Here is a 14,842-nt window from a genome sequence, read left to right on the forward strand (position 1 = left end):
GACCCGTCCCGGGCCGCCAGCCCCGGGGGCATTGGAACCAGAACGAAGTTATAACCTCGGCAACGCGGAATACAGAAGGGCGCTTACACGCTTATTCGGGCATTCCGGTGGCGGCGCGCCAGATCGATATCCGGGCCGCGCCGTGCCGCCGCTCGGCCAGCCGCGTGCCCGCCACCCCGCCCGGCAGCGGCCCGTCGTCGGGCGGCAGGGCCTCGTCAGCGCCGGTTTCGATAACGACCAGCGCGCGCGGCGCGATCCACCCTGCCCGGTCCAGCGCTGCCAGCGCGCGCTCCGGCAGGCCGCGGCCATAGGGCGGGTCCAGGAACAGCAGGTCGCAGGGCCGGACGGCGGCAGGGGGGCGGGTCACGTCCATGGCGCGCACGGTGGTGGCCTCCCGCGCCCCGCAGGCGGCGATGTTGGCGTGCAGGGCGGCCAGGGCGGCGCGGTCGGTCTCGAAGAAAACGCAGTGCCCGGCGCTGCGTGACAGGGCCTCCAGTCCCAGGGCGCCGGTCCCCGCGAAACCGTCCAGCACCCGCGCGCCCGCCACCCGGTCGTATCCGCCCCAGGGCGCGTGCAGCAGCATGTCGAACAGTGCCTGGCGAACGCGGTCCGCCGTCGGGCGGGTGGTGCGCCCGGCGGGCGCGGCCAGGGCGCGGCCGCGCCACGTTCCGGCGACGATGCGCATCCGGCCTACCGGCGGGCGGGCCGGGGCGCCGGGCCCAGTCCGGGCACCTGCTCGCGCAGGACCTTGCCCGGCACTTCCTCCAGTTCCGAGCGCTGCAGCGTGCCGAGCTGGAACGGACCGTAGGATGTGCGGATCAGCCGGCTGACATGCAGGTTCAGCCCGCGCATGACCTTGCGCACCTCGCGATTCTTGCCCTCGCGCAGCGCCACGGTCAGCCAGGCATTGTCGCCCTTGCGGGAATCCAGCCCGGCCTCGATCGGCCCGTAACGCACGCCCTCGAACACGCTGCCCCCGGCCAGGGCCGCCAGCCGCGCCTCGTCCACCACGCCGAAGACGCGCACGCGATAGCGGCGCAGCCAGCCGTTCGACGGCAGTTCCAGCCGCCGGGCCAGTTCGCCGTCATTGGTCAGCAGCAGCAGCCCCTCGCTGTTCAGGTCCAGCCGCCCGACGCTGATGACGCGCGGCATGCCCGGCGGCAGCGAGGCGAACACGGTCGGCCGCTTCTCGGGGTCGCGGTGCGTCGTCACCAGCCCGTCCGGCTTGTGATAGCGCCAGAGCCGGGTCCGTTCGGGCGCCTCGACCACCGCGCCGTTCACCTGCACGATGTCGCCCGCCGCGACGAAGGTCGCCGGATGGGTGACGGGTTCGCCGTTCAGGCGCACGCGCCCTTCCTCGACCAGGCGCTCGGCGTCGCGGCGGCTGGCGACGCCGGACCGCGCCAGCCATTTGGCGATGCGCTCGCCACGTTCGGGCCGGTCGGGGTGCCCCGGTTGGGTCGTGTCGTCGTCGTGCTGTGTCATCTCGATCCCGAGGTCTCTATCAAGGCGGCAAAGATGCGTCTATCGGCTACCGATATGGCGAATTCGGGGTGCCATTGCACGCCCAGGCAAAACCGCCGTGCCGGATGCTCGATCGCCTCGACCACGCCGTCCGGCGCGATGGCGCAGACGATCGCCTCGCCGGGGGTGCGAACGGCCTGGTGATGGGCGGAATTGACCGCGATGCGCGCGGCCTGCGTCACCCGCGCCAGCAGCGTGCCGGGGGTGATCGCGACCTGGTGGCCGGCCTCGTGGCGGGGGTTGGGCTGCTCGTGCGGCAGGGCGCCGGGGATCGCGTCGGGAATATGCTGGACCAGGCTGCCGCCCAGCGCCACCGCCAGAAGCTGCTGGCCGCCGCAGATGCCCAGCAGCGGCATGTCCCGCGCGATCGCGCCCCGCGTCAGCGCCAGTTCGGCGCGCGTGCGGTCCGATTTCAGGGTCACGGTCGCATGGCGGGTGTCCGCGCCATACAGTGCGGGATCGACGTCGAATGCGCCCCCGGTGACCACCAGCCCGTCCAACCGCGCCAGGATGTCGGGCGCCAGGTCGGCGCAATGGGGCAGCGCCACCGGAATGCCGCCCGCGTCGGCGACGGCATCCAGGTAGTTCCGGCGCAGCGCGTACCAGGGATAGCGTGAATAGCCGCCCCCCTGCGGGGTGCCGGGCTCGCTGTCCAGGGTCACGCCGATCAGGGGGCGGGACGAACTCATTCCGCCCTGCCTAGAGTAAAGCGCGGCCTAGAGCAAAGCGCGTATGACGGGAATGCGCGCGAACGGATCAGCCGTCGGAAATGACCGAACCTATGCTGGCGGTTCCCATGCCCGCCGCGTGGGAATGGTGCCCGAGCAATTCGGGCTCGCAGGCCGAAAAGCCGATGACGATGGCTGCCGCGGCCAGGACCAGGGTAAGTGCGTTCATCGTCTTCCTCCTGTCCATGATCGATCGATTGTTACAGGTCACGTTCGTAAAGCACTGTTACAGTGATCGTCGCGATGTCGTTTGTCGATTAAAATAGCTAACTTTTCCCTAAGAAACGTTCCCTTTTACGCCCGATCGGTGCGTGAGGCACTGTAACATGTTGTGATGACGGGACCTTCGCCGGCGTGCGGGCATTTCACCCCGCCTGCGGTATGGATCGAACGGTCCGACGGCAGGCGGGTTGCACGCCGGGGCCCGGTTTTTCGCCATTTTCGGGACAGGTGTCATGACGAACGGGGCCGCGAGAGGCCAGGCCGGCGACGGCCCGATGGCCCTGGCGCTGGCCGAGGCCCGCGCCGCCGCCGCCCGGGGCGAGGTTCCGGTGGGGGCCGTGCTGCTGGGCCCGGACGGCACTATCCTGGCGCGGGCCGGCAACCAGGTGGAAGCCGGGCATGACGCGGCGGCCCATGCCGAAATGCTGGTCATGCGCGCCGCCGCCCGCATCCTGGGCAGTCCGCGCCTGACCGGCTGCACGCTGGTCGTGACGCTGGAGCCCTGCCCGATGTGCGCGGCGGCTTCGGTGCATTTCCGCGTGGGGCGTATCGTGTTCGGCGCCTACGACCCCAAGGGCGGCGGGGTCGAGCACGGGCCACGGCTGCTGGCGCGGCCGGACTGCCTGCATCGCCCCGAATGGGTGGGCGGCGTGCGCGAGCGCGAGGCGGCGGCCCTGCTGCGCGATTTCTTCGCGGCCCTGCGCGGCAGGCCGGAAGGCGGGCCGCCTGAAGGGGACGGGAAGGGGGATTTGCGGGAAGCGTCCAGTTAACGCATCTTTCATCGGCAGGTATGGGAGAGGTGTGGCCCACCGGTGCATTCTCCCGGACGATGACACAGGATGCGGGGCGGACCACTCCGGTCGCCCCGGAAACAATCAGGAATGCTATGTCTGACGAGCTTCAGCCGATGTCTTCTCTCCGCGCCCGCCGGATGCGGGGCGGAATCCTGGCCGCGCTGGTTGCGGGAACCATGCTGGGGGGCGTGGCCGCCGACGGGCTGGTCCCCGTGGCGCGGGCCGACGATACCGGGGTGATCCGTCCCGACACGCAGGTCCAGACCCTGCCGAACTTCGTCAACCTGGTGAAGCAGGTCCGGCCCGCCGTGGTGTCGATCACCTCCAGCATCCGTGCCGAGGACCTGGGGGACGAAGGCGGCGGCGGCGCCGAGGGGCAGCAGCAGATGCCCTTCCCGTTCCCCTTCCCGTTCCAGATGATGCCGCAGCAGCAGCGCCGCACGGTCGAGGCGCGGGGATCGGGCTTCATCATCTCGGCCGACGGCTATGTCGTGACCAACAACCATGTGGTCAAGGGCGCGACCAAGGTCACGGTGACGCTGGATGACGGCACCACCCTGCCGGCCAAGATCGTCGGCCGCGATTCCAAGACCGACCTCGCGCTGCTGAAGGTCACGTCGCAGGGCAAGCTGCGCTTCATCGAACTGGGCGATTCCGACAAGGTCGAGCCCGGGGAATGGGTGGTCGCGGTCGGCAATCCCTACGGGCTGGGCGGCACGGTCACCGCCGGCATCGTTTCGGCGCGCGGGCGTGACATCGGCGACGGGCCGTACGATTCGTTCATCCAGGTCGATGCCCCGATCAATCGCGGCAATTCCGGCGGCCCGCTCTTCACCCAGGACGGCAAGGTCGTGGGCGTCAATACCGCCATCCTCTCGCCCTCGGGCGGGTCGATCGGCATCGGCTTCGCCATCCCGTCCGACGTGGTGAAGAACGTCGTCTACCAGTTGCAGAAGACCGGGCACGTCACCCGGGGTTACCTCGGCGTGGTCGCGCAGGTGATCACGCCCGCGATGGCCACGGCGCTGGGCCTGAAGCCCGCGGCGCCCGGCGCGCCGCCCAGCGGCGCCCTGGTCGCCAGTGTCAGCAACGGCAGCCCGGCCGAAAAGGCGGGGATCAAGGCCGGGGACGTGATCACCACCCTGAACGGGCAGAAGATCGACAGCCCGCATGATCTGGCGGTCAAGGTGGCCTCGATCGTGCCGGGCAGCAAGGCGGCGGTGAACTATATGCGCGGCACGGCCGCGCAGAGCACGACGGTCACGATCGCCAACCTCTCCGGCGCTCCGTCGCCCGACGGCGCGGTCGGGGACAGGAACGACGGCGGTCCGCGCCTGGGCGTCTCGCTGTCGCCCCTGACGTCGGACCTGCGCCAGCAACTGGGCCTGGACGGGTCGGTGCGCGGCGTCGTCGTCAGCGACGTCCAGTCGGGTTCGGCGGCGGAACAGGCCGGAATCCACGCGGGCGACGTGATCCAGGCGGTGGGCAACAAGCCGGTGGAAAACCCCGGCGCTACCGTCACCGCCGTCCGCGCGGCGCTGAAATCCAACCAGTCGGTCCTGCTGCGCATCCTGCGCAACGGGCAGAACATCTTCGTCGCCGTCACGCCGGGCTCGGATGAGGGCGACAGCGGCAACGGCAACAGCGACCCCGACGGCAACGACTGACGGGCGGGCGGCCGCCCTGCCGGGCGGCCCGCCATGTCGTACTTTTACTTCCGCCAGGTCGCCAGGAACGCGTCAACATCCGCCACGCGCGTATAATAACTGGTGACCAGCCGCACGACGGTCCCCTCCACGCCCAGCGGGGTGGGCCAGTCGCGGAAGACGAACCCTGCCGCGCGCAGGTGCGCGATCGCCCGGTCGGGCAGCATGACGAAGATCTCGTTGGCCTGGGTTTCATAGACCAGGCGGGCGCCGGGGTGGCGGAACAGGCCGCCTGCCAGCCGGTGCGCCATGGCGTTGGCCTGCCGCGCGTTGTTCAGCCACAGATCGTCTTCCAGGCAGGCCAGCAACTGTGCGCTGAGGAAGCGCTGCTTGGACCAGCCATGGCCGCCGCGCTTGCGGCGCCGGGCGAACTGCTCGGCCCGCGCGGGGTCGAAGATGATCACGGCTTCGGCCGCCATCGCGCCGTTCTTGGTCGCGCCCAGCGCCAGCACGTCGATCCCGGCCTTCCATGTCGCCTCGGCGGGCGTGCATCCCAGATGGACGATGGCGTTGGCCAGCCGTGCGCCGTCCAGATGCACCGCCAGGCCCCGGGCGCGCGCCCGCGCCGTCAGGTCCGCGATCCGCGCCGGGTCGTAGACGGTGCCCCATTCCGTGGCCTGCGTCAGGCTCAGCGTCGTCGGCAGGTTGTCCTGCACGTTGGAAGCCGGGTGGCGGTCCAGCACATAGGACAGGGCAGCGGGGTCCATGCGCCCGTCTTCGGACGGGATCGTCAGCAGCCGCGCGCCGCCGGTATAGAAATCGGGCGCCCCGCATTCGGACTGGACGATATGCGCGCTCTCGTCGCACAGGACCGCGCCATAGGGTGGGGTTATCGCCGCCAGCGCCAGCGCGTTCGCCGCCGTGCCGGTGGTGACGGGAAAGACCTGGACCGCGTGCTGGAAGACATCCGCCGCCACCTGCTGCAGGCGCGCGGTCCAGGCGTCGGCGCCGTAGGCGGGGGCGGCGCCCTCGTTGGCCGCCATCAGGGCGGACATCACGGCAGGGCAGGCCGGAACGACGTTGTCGCTGCTGAAATTTTTGCGTATCTGCTCTACCACCCTGGCCCCCTGTCCTATGCCATCTGGCCCATGCCCGCTGTCCGGAGCGCCCCATGACCGATCGAACGACCGATCCCGTGCCTGCCGAACCCGCGCCGGTTCGCCATCCCACCGCGCGCCTGATCGACGGCAAGGCGTTCGCGGCGAACCTGACGCAGACGATCGCACGGGACGTGCAATCATTCCATGATCGTTATCGCGTCACCCCCGGGCTGGCGGTGGTGCTGGTCGGTAACGATCCCGCCAGCGAGGTCTATGTCCGCAACAAGGCGTTGCAGACCCATCGCGCGGGCATGCGCTCGTTCATGCACATGCTGCCCGCCACCACGTCGCAGGCCGAGCTTCTGGCGCTGATCGGACGCCTGAACGCCGATCCGGAAATCCACGGCATCCTGGTGCAGTTGCCGCTGCCCGCCGGTCTGGACCCCGTCGCCGTGACCAATGCCATCCTGCCGGACAAGGATGTGGACGGGCTGGGCGAGGTCAATGCCGGCCGCCTGGCGCTGGGCCAGCCGGGGATCGTGCCGTGCACGCCGCTGGGCTGCCTGATGCTGCTGAAGTCGGAACTGGGCGATCTGCGCGGACTGCACGCGGTCATCATCGGCGCGTCCAACCTGGTCGGCCGGCCGATGGCCCGGCTGCTGCTGGCCGAGGGCTGCACGGTGACGGTCGGGCATATCGACACGCGCGACCCCGCGGCGCTGGCGCGGCAGGGGGATATCCTGGTGGTGGCCACCGGCTGCCACGGGCTGGTGCGCGGCGACTGGATCAAGCCGGGCGCCGCCGTGATCGACGTGGGCATCACCCGCATATCGCTGCCCAGCGGCAAGACGCGCCTGGTCGGCGACGTCGCGTTCGACGAGGCCGTGACCCGTGCGGGATGCATCACCCCGGTGCCGGGCGGCGTCGGGCCGATGACCATCGCCTGCCTGCTGAACAACACCCTGGCGGCGGCGCGTCGCATCGTCGGCGCGACGGACGCGGCATGACCCGGATTTCGGTCGAACTGATCCCCCGCGACGCCGAAGCCCTGCTGCGCGACGCGGCCGAGGTCCGGCAGCATTTCCCGCTGGCCGACACGCTGAACGTCCCCAGCCTGATGCGCTTCCCGCTGCGGGGCTGGGACGCGGTGCCGCTGCTGCGGCCGGTGCTGCCGCGAATCGTGCCGCATATCCGCGCCATCGACGTCGATCCCGCCGGCCCGCTGCCGGGCGTGGATGTCCCGGGCCTGGAGGAAGTGCTGGTGGTCCAGGGCGATCCGCCCGCCGATCTGGGGCACCGCACCTTTCCCAATTCGTCGGAAAGCGTGATCCGCCGCTATCGGCGCGAGGCCCCGCATCTGCGGGTCTATGCCGCCTTCGACCCCTACCGCCGCGCGCCGTATCACGAACTGGACGCCGTGGCGCGCAAGAAGGATGCCGGCGCGACGGGCTTCTTCACCCAGCCGGTGTTCGATCCGCGCATGCTGGACCTGTGCATGGAGTGGCTGGCGGGCGAGGCCGTGTTCTGGGGCCTGTCGCCGGTCATCGGCCCCAAGTCGCGCTCGTACTGGGAAACGACCAATCATGTCGTCTTCCCCCGCGATTTCGAGCCGACGATCGAGGCGAACATCGCCTTCGCCTGCCGGGCGATCCGCACGGTGCGCGACGCGGGCGGCCACGTCTACCTGATGCCGCTGCGCGTGAAGCTGGAGCGGTATCTGGCGCCGATCCAGCAGGAACTGGGCTGAGAGGCCGGGCGGTGACTTACCTCGGCCGGGTAATTCCGTTAGCCTCGGCGCACATGTTTCGTCTGCCCGGAAAGGTCATGAATTTGTCGCACGATTGTCCGCGCCCGCGCCGTCTCGTTCCCCCCGGGGCCCGCTTCCGGGCCGGCGGGATGATGCTGGGGGCGGTCCTGGCCTGCGGTGTGGCGTGGCCGGCCATGGCGTCGGACGACGCGGCCGATGCCGCCCCGGCGGCGAGTGTCGCGGCGCCCCCGCCGCCGGTGCTGCCCGCGCCGGACCCGGCGCGCATCTTCGCCCCCCTGGCCTATCCCTCGCCGGTCAACGTCTATCGCTCCGGCGGCGGCGCCCCCGGTCCCGCGTACTGGCAGAATGGCGCGGATTACGACATCAAGGCGGCGATCGACCCGGCCAACCGGCTGCTCTCGGGTTCCGAGACCATCACCTACGTCAACAACAGTCCCGACACGCTGGACGTGCTGTGGCTGCAACTGGACCAGAACATCTATCGCGACGGGTCGCGCGGCAGCTTCGCCAACCCCGAAAGGACCACGCAGCATACGGACGGCGCGGCGATCGAAAGCGTGGCGGTCGAACAGGACGGCAAGAGCATCCCGGTCACGCCGGTGATCTCGGACACCCGGATGCAGGTCCCGCTGCCCGCCCCGCTGGACGGCAAGGGCGGGAAGATCCGGCTGAAGATCGCGTGGCACTATACCATTCCCGGGGAATGGGGCGGCCGCACCGCCGTCAGCGCCAGCCGCAACGGCGATATCTACGAGGTCGCGCAATGGTATCCGCGCATGGCCGTCTATGACGATATTCGCGGCTGGGACACCGCGCCCTATCTGGGCCAGGAATTCTTCCTGGACTACGGCGATATCGATTACAGCATCACCGTGCCGTGGAATTTCACCGTCGTGGGATCGGGCGCGCTGCTGAACCCGGCCGACGTCCTGACCCAGACCGAGCGCGACCGCCTGGCCCAGGCCGCCAAGAGCGACGAACGGGTGATGATCCGCACCCAGGCCGACGTCACCGACCCCAAGAGCCACCTGGCCCAGACGGGGACGAAGACCTGGCATTTCCGCATGAACAACACCCGCGACGTGGCCTTCGCCGCCTCGCCGGCCTTCCTGTGGGACGCGGCGCGGCTGAACCTGCCGCCGCTGGCGGCGGAACCGGGCCATGCGCCGGTGCCGCGCCTGGCGATGTCGGCCTATCCGGTCGAAGGCATCGGCGCGCATCAATGGGACCGCTCCACGGCCTATGTGAAGTTCGCGATCGAGAATTTCTCGCGCCGCTGGTACCCGTACCCCTGGCCCAACGCGGTCAATCTGGGTGGTTATGGCGCGGGGATGGAATATCCCGGCATCGTCTTCGACGGGATGCACGACAAGGACGCGGAACTGTTCTGGATCACGACGCATGAGCTGGGCCATGACTGGTTCCCGATGATCGTGGGGTCCAACGAACGCCGCAACGCCTTCATGGACGAAGGCTTCAACACCTTCATCGACACCTACGCATCCGACGATTTCAATTCCGGCGAATTCGCGCCGAAGCGCGATGCCGAATTCGCCCCCGCCACCGGCAAGCCCGCCGACGACATCCTGACGGTCCTGCGCGACCCCGCCGCGCCGCGCCTGATGGCGCCCGCGGACACGATATCCGAGAAGTACCGCCACCCCGTCACCTACTTCAAGGGGGCCTACGGACTGAAGCTGCTGCGCGAGCAGATCCTGGGGCCGGAGCGCTTCGACCGCGCCTTCCGCCGCTATATCGCGCTCTGGGCCTATCACCACCCCACGCCGTCGGACTTCTTCCGCCTGATGGACAGCGAGGCCGGCGAGGACCTGTCCTGGTTCTGGCGCGGCTGGTACTTCAACAACTGGGCCCCGGACTATGCCGTGAAATCCGCGACGCTGACCGGCGACGGCCCGACGCGCGCGGTGCTGGTGACCGTGGACAACAAGGGCTGGCTGCCCCTGCCGGTCACGCTGGTGCTGACCTATACCGACGGCAGTACCTCGCGCCTGACCATCCCGACCGAAACCTGGCAGTTGCGCAACGAGGTCGAACTGACGATTCCCACCGCCCGCACGCCCCAGTCGGTGACGCTGGACCCGGGGCATGAGATCCCCGACCTGAACCGGGCGGACAACACGCTGACCCTGGCCCCGCCCGCCCCCGCGCCGGCCGCCCCGGCGCACTGAACCCGGTCGCACTGGCCGCGACGGCAAGGGCTCCGGCCCCTTGCCGTCGCGGGGCCTACAGCCACCTCCGCGCCCGGACCAGCGTCATGGCGGCCAGCGTGGCCATGCAGGTGATGTCGCCGGCGCCGATCATCCGCTCCACCTCCGCCAGCGGGATCGTATGGCAGGTCATGTCCCCTTCCGTCGTCTCGCGCCGGGGCTCGCCCTGCGTCAGGTCGGTGGCCAGGTAGACATGGCCGCGCTGGGTGGAATAGCCCGGGCCCTGGTACAGCGTGCCGGCATGGCGCAGTTGCCCGGCGCGCAGGCCGGTCTCCTCTTCCAGTTCGCCGCGCGCCACGATCTCGGGGTCGGTGTCGGGGCGGTGTTCCCACATGCCCATCGGCAATTCCCACAATCGCGCGCGCACCGGATAGCGATATTGCCGCACCAGGGTGACGGTGGGGCCGTCCGGCCCCTCGCCCAGCGGCACGATGACGACGAATTCCGTCCGTTCGACCACGCCGTACAGCCCCTCGCCCCCGTCGGGGCGGCGGATGATGTCCTCGCGCAGGCGCGTCCACGGGTTTTCATAGACGACGCGCGATGACAGCGTGACGAAGCCCCCGTCATCATCGGGTGGAATGTCCATGCTCATGTTCGGTCGTGCCCCCGTGTCCGCGACAGGGGGTGATCATGGCGTGCGGGTGGGTGGCGGCGTCAACATTCCGTCCGCATCTCGCGCGGTCGTGACGGCCCTGCCGCCCCTTCGCCCGCTTGGCGAATGGCGAAGGGCACCCCTATGATGCCTGAAAAAGAACGGAGTTCCCCCCTCGCCATGACGTCCTCGCGGCCCGGCCCGGCCCACCCTGCGGCCAATCCCACGCTGCGGATCCTGGCCGTCGTCCTGTTCAACCTGATCTGCTACGTCGATATCGGCCTGCCGCTGGCGGTCATACCGGTCTTCGTCCATGGCACGCTGGGGTACAACACTGTCGTCGCCGGGCTGGCGGTGTCGCTGCAATATCTGGCCACCTTCGCCTCGCGCGCGCAGGCCGGCCGGTTCGTCGACGGGCGGGGGGCCAAGCCGGCGGTGATGATCGGGCTGGCCACCTGCGTCGCGGCCGGGGTGGCGCTGATGCTGGCGGGCCTGCTGTCCGGCCACGCGGTACCGTCGGTCCTGCTGCTGATCACCAGCCGTATCCTGATGGGTGTGGGCGAAAGCTGGACCGCGACGGGCGCCATCCTGTGGAATATCGGCCGGGTCGGCGCCGAACGCACGGCGCAGGTGATTTCGTGGAACGGCATCACCTCGTATGGCGGCATCGCCTTCGGCGCGCCGGTGGGGGCGCTGCTGTCGCAGCTTGCCCCGCCGATGGGCGGGCTGGCAGGGGTCGGGCTGCTGTCGGCGGTGCTGCCGGCGGCGGGGCTGGTCCTGGCCACGCGGTACGCCCCGGTGCCGCCGATGACCAAGGGCGAGACCATGCCGTTCAGCCAGGTGTTCTGGCGGGTCCTGCCCTACGGCATCGTGCTGGCGTGCGGTTCGGTGGGGTTCGGGGCGATCTCGGCCTGCCTGTCGCTGTATTTCGCCGACCGGCACTGGGACGGGGCGGCGCTGGCGCTGATGATGTTCGGCGTGGTCTTCGTGATGGTGCGGCTGCTCTTCTCGCGCCAGATCGGCCTGCGCGGCGGCCGGACCGTGGCTATCGTCTCGCTGCTGGTCGAGGTCGCGGGCCTGCTGATCCTGTGGCGCAGCAGCGGGGTGCCCGCGGCCGACCTGGGCGCCGCGCTGACCGGCGCCGGCTTCTCGCTGGTCTTCCCCGCCCTGGGGGTCGAGGCCGTGACGCGGGCCGGCCCGCAGAATCGCGGCGCCGCGCTGGGGGTGTTCAGCGTCTTCCTCGATATCGGCATCGGCATATCGGGCCCGATGCTGGGGCTGGTGATCAACAGCCTGGGCTATGGGCCGATGTTTCTGGCCTCGGCCCTGTTTACCGGGGCGGGGGTCGGTGCCACTGTCCTGCTGCGGGGGGGCGCGCGCCGAGGCACCCCCTGACGCCGCATGTCACGCCCAGAAGGATGAGGATTCATGTCCGTTGCTGCCGTCGCTGTGTTCTGTGGGTCGCGTTTCGGGGCCCGTCCCGATTTCCTGGCGACGGCGCGTGAAATGGGCACCAGCCTGGGGCAGGCGGGCATGCGGCTGGTCTATGGCGGCGGCGATGTCGGGCTGATGGGCGCGGTCGCGGATGCCACGCTGGCGGCGGGCGGCCTCGTCTCGGGCGTGATCCCGACCTTCCTGCAGGCGCGCGAGGTCATGCATGACGGCGTGACCGACCTGACGGTCACGGATTCGATGCACAGCCGCAAGCAGCTGATGTTCGCGCGGGCCGATGCCTTCGTCGTGCTGCCCGGCGGCCTGGGCACGTTCGACGAGACGATGGAGATCCTGACCTGGCGGCAGTTGAAACTGCACGACAAGCCGATCTTCGTCGTCAATGTCGCGGGCTGGGCCGACCCGATGCTGGCGATGCTGCACGCCGCCGTGCAGAACGGCTTCGCCGAGGACGCCGCCCTGAACCTGTTCGAGGTCGTGCCCGACGTCGCGACCACGATGGACCGTCTGCGCACCACGGTCCGTGGCCCCGCCACCGAGGATGTCAGCCGCCTGTGACACTCAGATGACAAAAACAGCGCCCCCGCGCCGATAGTTGGCCGGGGGGTCTTGCGGAGTGCGGGGAGGGGATGTATAGCCCCCACTCAAGTTCGGAGTGTAGCTCAGCCTGGTAGAGCACTGTGTTCGGGACGCAGGGGCCGGAGGTTCGAATCCTCTCACTCCGACCAGCTTTTTCAAGACATTCGCCCCGAAGGCTGCGCCGGTTCGTTTTCATGACGAACGGGCGCGGCCTTCGGCATGGGCGGCCTGGGGCGGCCGGTCAGGCAATAAGCGACAGCCGGGTGACGATAGCCGCCAGTTCGTGCTGATTCTTGATATTCAGTTTCGAAAACACGGTCTTCAGGGACGAGCGGGAATTTTCGTAGGAAATTCCGAGTTTCAGGGCGCTCTCCTTGAGCGAGCCCGTCTCTCCCATCGTCTGGACCAGGCGCGCCTCGGATAGGGAAAGACCTAATTCCTTCAGTAATTCAACGATATCCGTGACGGGCGGAACCAGATCGTAGAAAAAGGTCATCTTGCAGCGGTTTCCAACCCCCAGATGATCGATCACGATGTCCGGCAACGTCATCTGACGGGCCAGGATTTTCTGCCCGTTGGAACGATTGAACGCCGTAATGCCGGTAGGTTGCGTCTCCAGAATGTCCTGTTGGGGACGAGAGACCAGCTTTTCCCATGATTTCTGATTGTGGGACGAAAAGAAGACTAATACCAACTCCGGTCCGCCCTGACTCATATGTGATTGCCTGACGGTATCGTTCTGGAACGAGCTGTGATTCACAGGATGCCGAACCGGGCGGGAGGCATCCGAATGGGCGGGGCGTTAGCGTTGCGTGAGGATTATGATGCGGCGGGACTGCGTGCTCTGGCGCGGACAACGAGGCATGCGGGCCAGGCGCGTCGGCTTCTGGCGCTGGCGGCGATCTACGATGGTGCGTCACGCGGAGACGCGGCACGACTGGCTGGGACGGATCGGCAGATTGTGCGGGACTGGGTGGTGCGTTTCAACGCCGAGGGCCCGGATGGCGTGCGGGATCATCATGGGGGCGGTGTCGTTCCCCGCCTGACACCAGCCATGTTGGAAGCGCTGATGCGCCGGATCGAGGACGGCCCGATCGCTGCCGTGCATGGGGTGGTGCGCTGGCGGCAGGCTGATCTGGGGCAATGGCTTTATGAGGAATTCGGCGTCTCTCTTTCGCGCAGCCGGCTGAGCGCCGTTATCCGGGGCCTCGACTTCCGCCTTCTGACGGGACGCCCCCGGCACCATGCCCAGGATCCCGAGGCCCAGGACGTTTTTAAAAAAGCTTCCCCGACGTCATGGCCGGGATCCGGGCCCGGCATCCCGGCAAGGCCATCGAACTCTGGTGGGGCGACGAGGCGAGGGTCGGCCAGAAAACGAAGCTGACGCGCCGCTGGGCCAGACGCGGCACCCGTCCACGCGCGCCTGCCGATCAGCGCACACGTTCGGCCTGGATCTTCGGAGCGATCTGTCCGGCGCTAGGCAAGGGAGCGGCCCTCGTCCTGCCCTGGTGCAACCTCCACGCCATGAACCGGCATCTCGACGAGATCTCGCAGGCCGTAGCGCCGGGCGCTCACGCTATCCTCATCGTCGATCAGGCAGCGTGGCATACCAGCCCGAAACTCGATATCCCCGCCAACATCACCATCCTGCCGCTCCCGCCACGCTCGCCCGAACTCAATCCGGTGGAAAACGTCTGGCAGTTCATGCGCAATACCTGGCTGTCGAACCGGATCTTCCGCACCTACGACGACATCGTCGATATCTGCTGCCACGCCTGGAACCAGCTCGTCGACCAGCCCTGGCGCATCATGTCCCTCGGGCTACGACAATGGGCACATGGGTTTTAACAAACAGGAGTTGGTATAATCGATTGTCGACGATTCGGAAGAGGTCGTTAATGGTTTTTCTGATATGTCCATTTACGAAAAGAACGTGTCCCGTATCGGATACCAGACAGACCCCAAAATTCATTCTGTCATAGATAAGGGAAAGCTGATCCCTGATAGAAGAAAAGGAGTCAAAATTCTTTGCCAGGAGCAGGGAATTTGTAATATGGCCCGAAAAGAATTCAATGTCTACGCTTGATGTTTTCTGTTCTTTTTGCAGGTAATTCAGGCTTCTTTGTCCGGCCAGGACGTATTCGATGTCTTTTGCGAAGGTGTAGTACCTTTCGCTATACGAACAACCGTACTTATTCAAAAAATC

15 protein-coding genes and 1 tRNA gene are annotated in these 14,842 nt (G+C 68.2%); 9 read left to right on the top strand and 7 right to left on the bottom strand.

Annotated elements, in window-relative coordinates:
• Positions 1-91 precede the first annotated feature (91 nt).
• From rsmD to GDI_RS19705, 4 genes are all read right to left on the bottom strand, one after another.
• Positions 92-685: a 16S rRNA (guanine(966)-N(2))-methyltransferase RsmD gene (gene rsmD, locus GDI_RS06165; RefSeq protein WP_012224529.1), complete on the bottom strand. Its 594-nt coding sequence runs from the start codon at positions 683-685 to the stop codon at positions 92-94.
• A gap of 5 nt (positions 686-690) precedes the next feature.
• Positions 691-1,485, bottom strand: a complete 795-nt coding sequence (locus tag GDI_RS06170) for a pseudouridine synthase (RefSeq protein WP_012224530.1) — start codon at positions 1,483-1,485, stop codon at positions 691-693.
• The gene (locus GDI_RS06175; protein WP_012224532.1) at positions 1,482-2,213 is read right to left on the bottom strand and encodes a gamma-glutamyl-gamma-aminobutyrate hydrolase family protein; all 732 of its coding nucleotides are present in this window, start codon (positions 2,211-2,213) and stop codon (positions 1,482-1,484) included. The genes GDI_RS06170 and GDI_RS06175 overlap by 4 nt, the downstream gene beginning before the upstream one ends.
• Positions 2,214-2,280: 67 nt before the next feature.
• On the bottom strand, positions 2,281-2,421 hold the full coding sequence (locus GDI_RS19705) for a hypothetical protein (RefSeq protein WP_012554077.1): 141 nt from the start codon (positions 2,419-2,421) through the stop codon (positions 2,281-2,283).
• A gap of 286 nt (positions 2,422-2,707) precedes the next feature.
• Between GDI_RS19705 and GDI_RS06180 the strand changes: the two genes are divergently transcribed.
• Together GDI_RS06180 and GDI_RS06185 are read left to right on the top strand one after the other, a co-directional pair.
• Positions 2,708-3,244 carry a nucleoside deaminase gene (locus GDI_RS06180; RefSeq protein WP_012554078.1) on the top strand — a complete coding sequence of 179 codons (537 nt, stop codon included), beginning with the start codon at positions 2,708-2,710 and terminating at the stop codon, positions 3,242-3,244.
• Positions 3,245-3,360: 116 nt separating this feature from the next.
• Positions 3,361-4,935, top strand: coding sequence for a trypsin-like peptidase domain-containing protein (locus tag GDI_RS06185; RefSeq protein WP_012554079.1), 1,575 nt, complete (start codon positions 3,361-3,363; stop codon positions 4,933-4,935).
• A gap of 44 nt (positions 4,936-4,979) precedes the next feature.
• On the opposite strand, the gene GDI_RS06190 is transcribed toward GDI_RS06185, so the two are convergent.
• A complete protein-coding gene (locus GDI_RS06190) occupies positions 4,980-6,032 on the bottom strand; it encodes a threonine aldolase family protein (protein WP_012224539.1) in 1,053 nt (350 codons plus the stop codon).
• A gap of 53 nt (positions 6,033-6,085) precedes the next feature.
• Here GDI_RS06190 and folD point away from each other — a divergent pair, with 53 nt between their 5' ends.
• The 3 genes from folD to GDI_RS06205 all read left to right on the top strand — a co-directional run bounded on the left by folD (position 6,086) and on the right by GDI_RS06205 (position 9,971).
• Positions 6,086-7,021: a bifunctional methylenetetrahydrofolate dehydrogenase/methenyltetrahydrofolate cyclohydrolase FolD gene (folD, locus tag GDI_RS06195; RefSeq protein WP_012224541.1), complete on the top strand. Its 936-nt coding sequence runs from the start codon at positions 6,086-6,088 to the stop codon at positions 7,019-7,021.
• Positions 7,018-7,761, top strand: a complete 744-nt coding sequence (locus GDI_RS06200; protein WP_012224548.1) for a methylenetetrahydrofolate reductase — start codon at positions 7,018-7,020, stop codon at positions 7,759-7,761. Before folD ends, GDI_RS06200 begins: the two co-directional genes overlap by 4 nt.
• 194 nt (positions 7,762-7,955) lie before the next feature.
• Positions 7,956-9,971, top strand: coding sequence for a M1 family metallopeptidase (locus tag GDI_RS06205; RefSeq protein ID WP_408735212.1), 2,016 nt, complete (start codon positions 7,956-7,958; stop codon positions 9,969-9,971).
• Between the two features lie 55 nt (positions 9,972-10,026).
• Here the strand turns inward: GDI_RS06205 and GDI_RS06210 are convergent, their stop codons facing one another.
• The gene (locus tag GDI_RS06210) at positions 10,027-10,599 is read right to left on the bottom strand and encodes an NUDIX domain-containing protein (protein WP_173363368.1); all 573 of its coding nucleotides are present in this window, start codon (positions 10,597-10,599) and stop codon (positions 10,027-10,029) included.
• A 186-nt stretch (positions 10,600-10,785) separates the two neighbouring features.
• On the opposite strand from GDI_RS06210, the gene GDI_RS06215 reads away from it, so the two are divergent.
• The 3 genes from GDI_RS06215 to GDI_RS06225 all read left to right on the top strand — a co-directional run bounded on the left by GDI_RS06215 (position 10,786) and on the right by GDI_RS06225 (position 12,785).
• Positions 10,786-12,000, top strand: coding sequence for an MFS transporter (locus GDI_RS06215; RefSeq protein ID WP_012224554.1), 1,215 nt, complete (start codon positions 10,786-10,788; stop codon positions 11,998-12,000).
• Positions 12,001-12,033: 33 nt separating this feature from the next.
• On the top strand, positions 12,034-12,615 hold the full coding sequence (locus GDI_RS06220; RefSeq protein ID WP_012224556.1) for an LOG family protein: 582 nt from the start codon (positions 12,034-12,036) through the stop codon (positions 12,613-12,615).
• Positions 12,616-12,708: 93 nt separating this feature from the next.
• A tRNA-Pro gene (locus GDI_RS06225) sits at positions 12,709-12,785 on the top strand.
• Between the two features lie 92 nt (positions 12,786-12,877).
• Here the strand turns inward: GDI_RS06225 and GDI_RS06230 are convergent.
• Positions 12,878-13,351, bottom strand: coding sequence for a helix-turn-helix transcriptional regulator (locus tag GDI_RS06230; RefSeq protein ID WP_041249318.1), 474 nt, complete (start codon positions 13,349-13,351; stop codon positions 12,878-12,880).
• 75 nt (positions 13,352-13,426) lie between these two features.
• On the opposite strand from GDI_RS06230, the gene GDI_RS18970 reads away from it, so the two are divergent.
• Positions 13,427-14,484, top strand: a protein-coding gene (locus tag GDI_RS18970) for an IS630-like element ISGdi4 family transposase (protein ID WP_157864088.1) whose coding sequence is annotated in 2 segments (ribosomal slippage) — positions 13,427-13,919 and positions 13,919-14,484 — 1,059 coding nt in all. Because the reading frame shifts where the segments join, the coding sequence is not laid out codon by codon here.
• Positions 14,485-14,842: the final 358 nt, after the last annotated feature.

The organism is Gluconacetobacter diazotrophicus PA1 5 (assembly GCF_000067045.1).
In the GTDB taxonomy this organism is placed as follows: Bacteria; Pseudomonadota; Alphaproteobacteria; order Acetobacterales; family Acetobacteraceae; genus Gluconacetobacter; species Gluconacetobacter diazotrophicus.

Bases quoted from the DNA above. Each gene is read 5' to 3' on its own strand.
- GDI_RS06170 (WP_012224530.1), bottom strand. From the start codon at position 1,485: ATGACACAGCACGACGACGACACGACCCAACCGGGGCACCCCGACCGG.
- folD (WP_012224541.1), top strand. From the start codon at position 6,086: ATGACCGATCGAACGACCGATCCCGTGCCTGCCGAACCCGCGCCGGTT.
- GDI_RS06175 (WP_012224532.1), bottom strand. From the start codon at position 2,213: ATGAGTTCGTCCCGCCCCCTGATCGGCGTGACCCTGGACAGCGAGCCC.
- GDI_RS06205 (WP_408735212.1), top strand. From the start codon at position 7,956: ATGGCGTCGGACGACGCGGCCGATGCCGCCCCGGCGGCGAGTGTCGCG.
- GDI_RS06185 (WP_012554079.1), top strand. From the start codon at position 3,361: ATGTCTGACGAGCTTCAGCCGATGTCTTCTCTCCGCGCCCGCCGGATG.
- GDI_RS06215 (WP_012224554.1), top strand. From the start codon at position 10,786: ATGACGTCCTCGCGGCCCGGCCCGGCCCACCCTGCGGCCAATCCCACG.
- GDI_RS06210 (WP_173363368.1), bottom strand. From the start codon at position 10,599: ATGGACATTCCACCCGATGATGACGGGGGCTTCGTCACGCTGTCATCG.
- GDI_RS06220 (WP_012224556.1), top strand. From the start codon at position 12,034: ATGTCCGTTGCTGCCGTCGCTGTGTTCTGTGGGTCGCGTTTCGGGGCC.
- GDI_RS06200 (WP_012224548.1), top strand. From the start codon at position 7,018: ATGACCCGGATTTCGGTCGAACTGATCCCCCGCGACGCCGAAGCCCTG.
- GDI_RS06230 (WP_041249318.1), bottom strand. From the start codon at position 13,351: ATGAGTCAGGGCGGACCGGAGTTGGTATTAGTCTTCTTTTCGTCCCAC.
- GDI_RS06180 (WP_012554078.1), top strand. From the start codon at position 2,708: ATGACGAACGGGGCCGCGAGAGGCCAGGCCGGCGACGGCCCGATGGCC.
- rsmD (WP_012224529.1), bottom strand. From the start codon at position 685: ATGCGCATCGTCGCCGGAACGTGGCGCGGCCGCGCCCTGGCCGCGCCC.
- GDI_RS19705 (WP_012554077.1), bottom strand. From the start codon at position 2,421: ATGAACGCACTTACCCTGGTCCTGGCCGCGGCAGCCATCGTCATCGGC.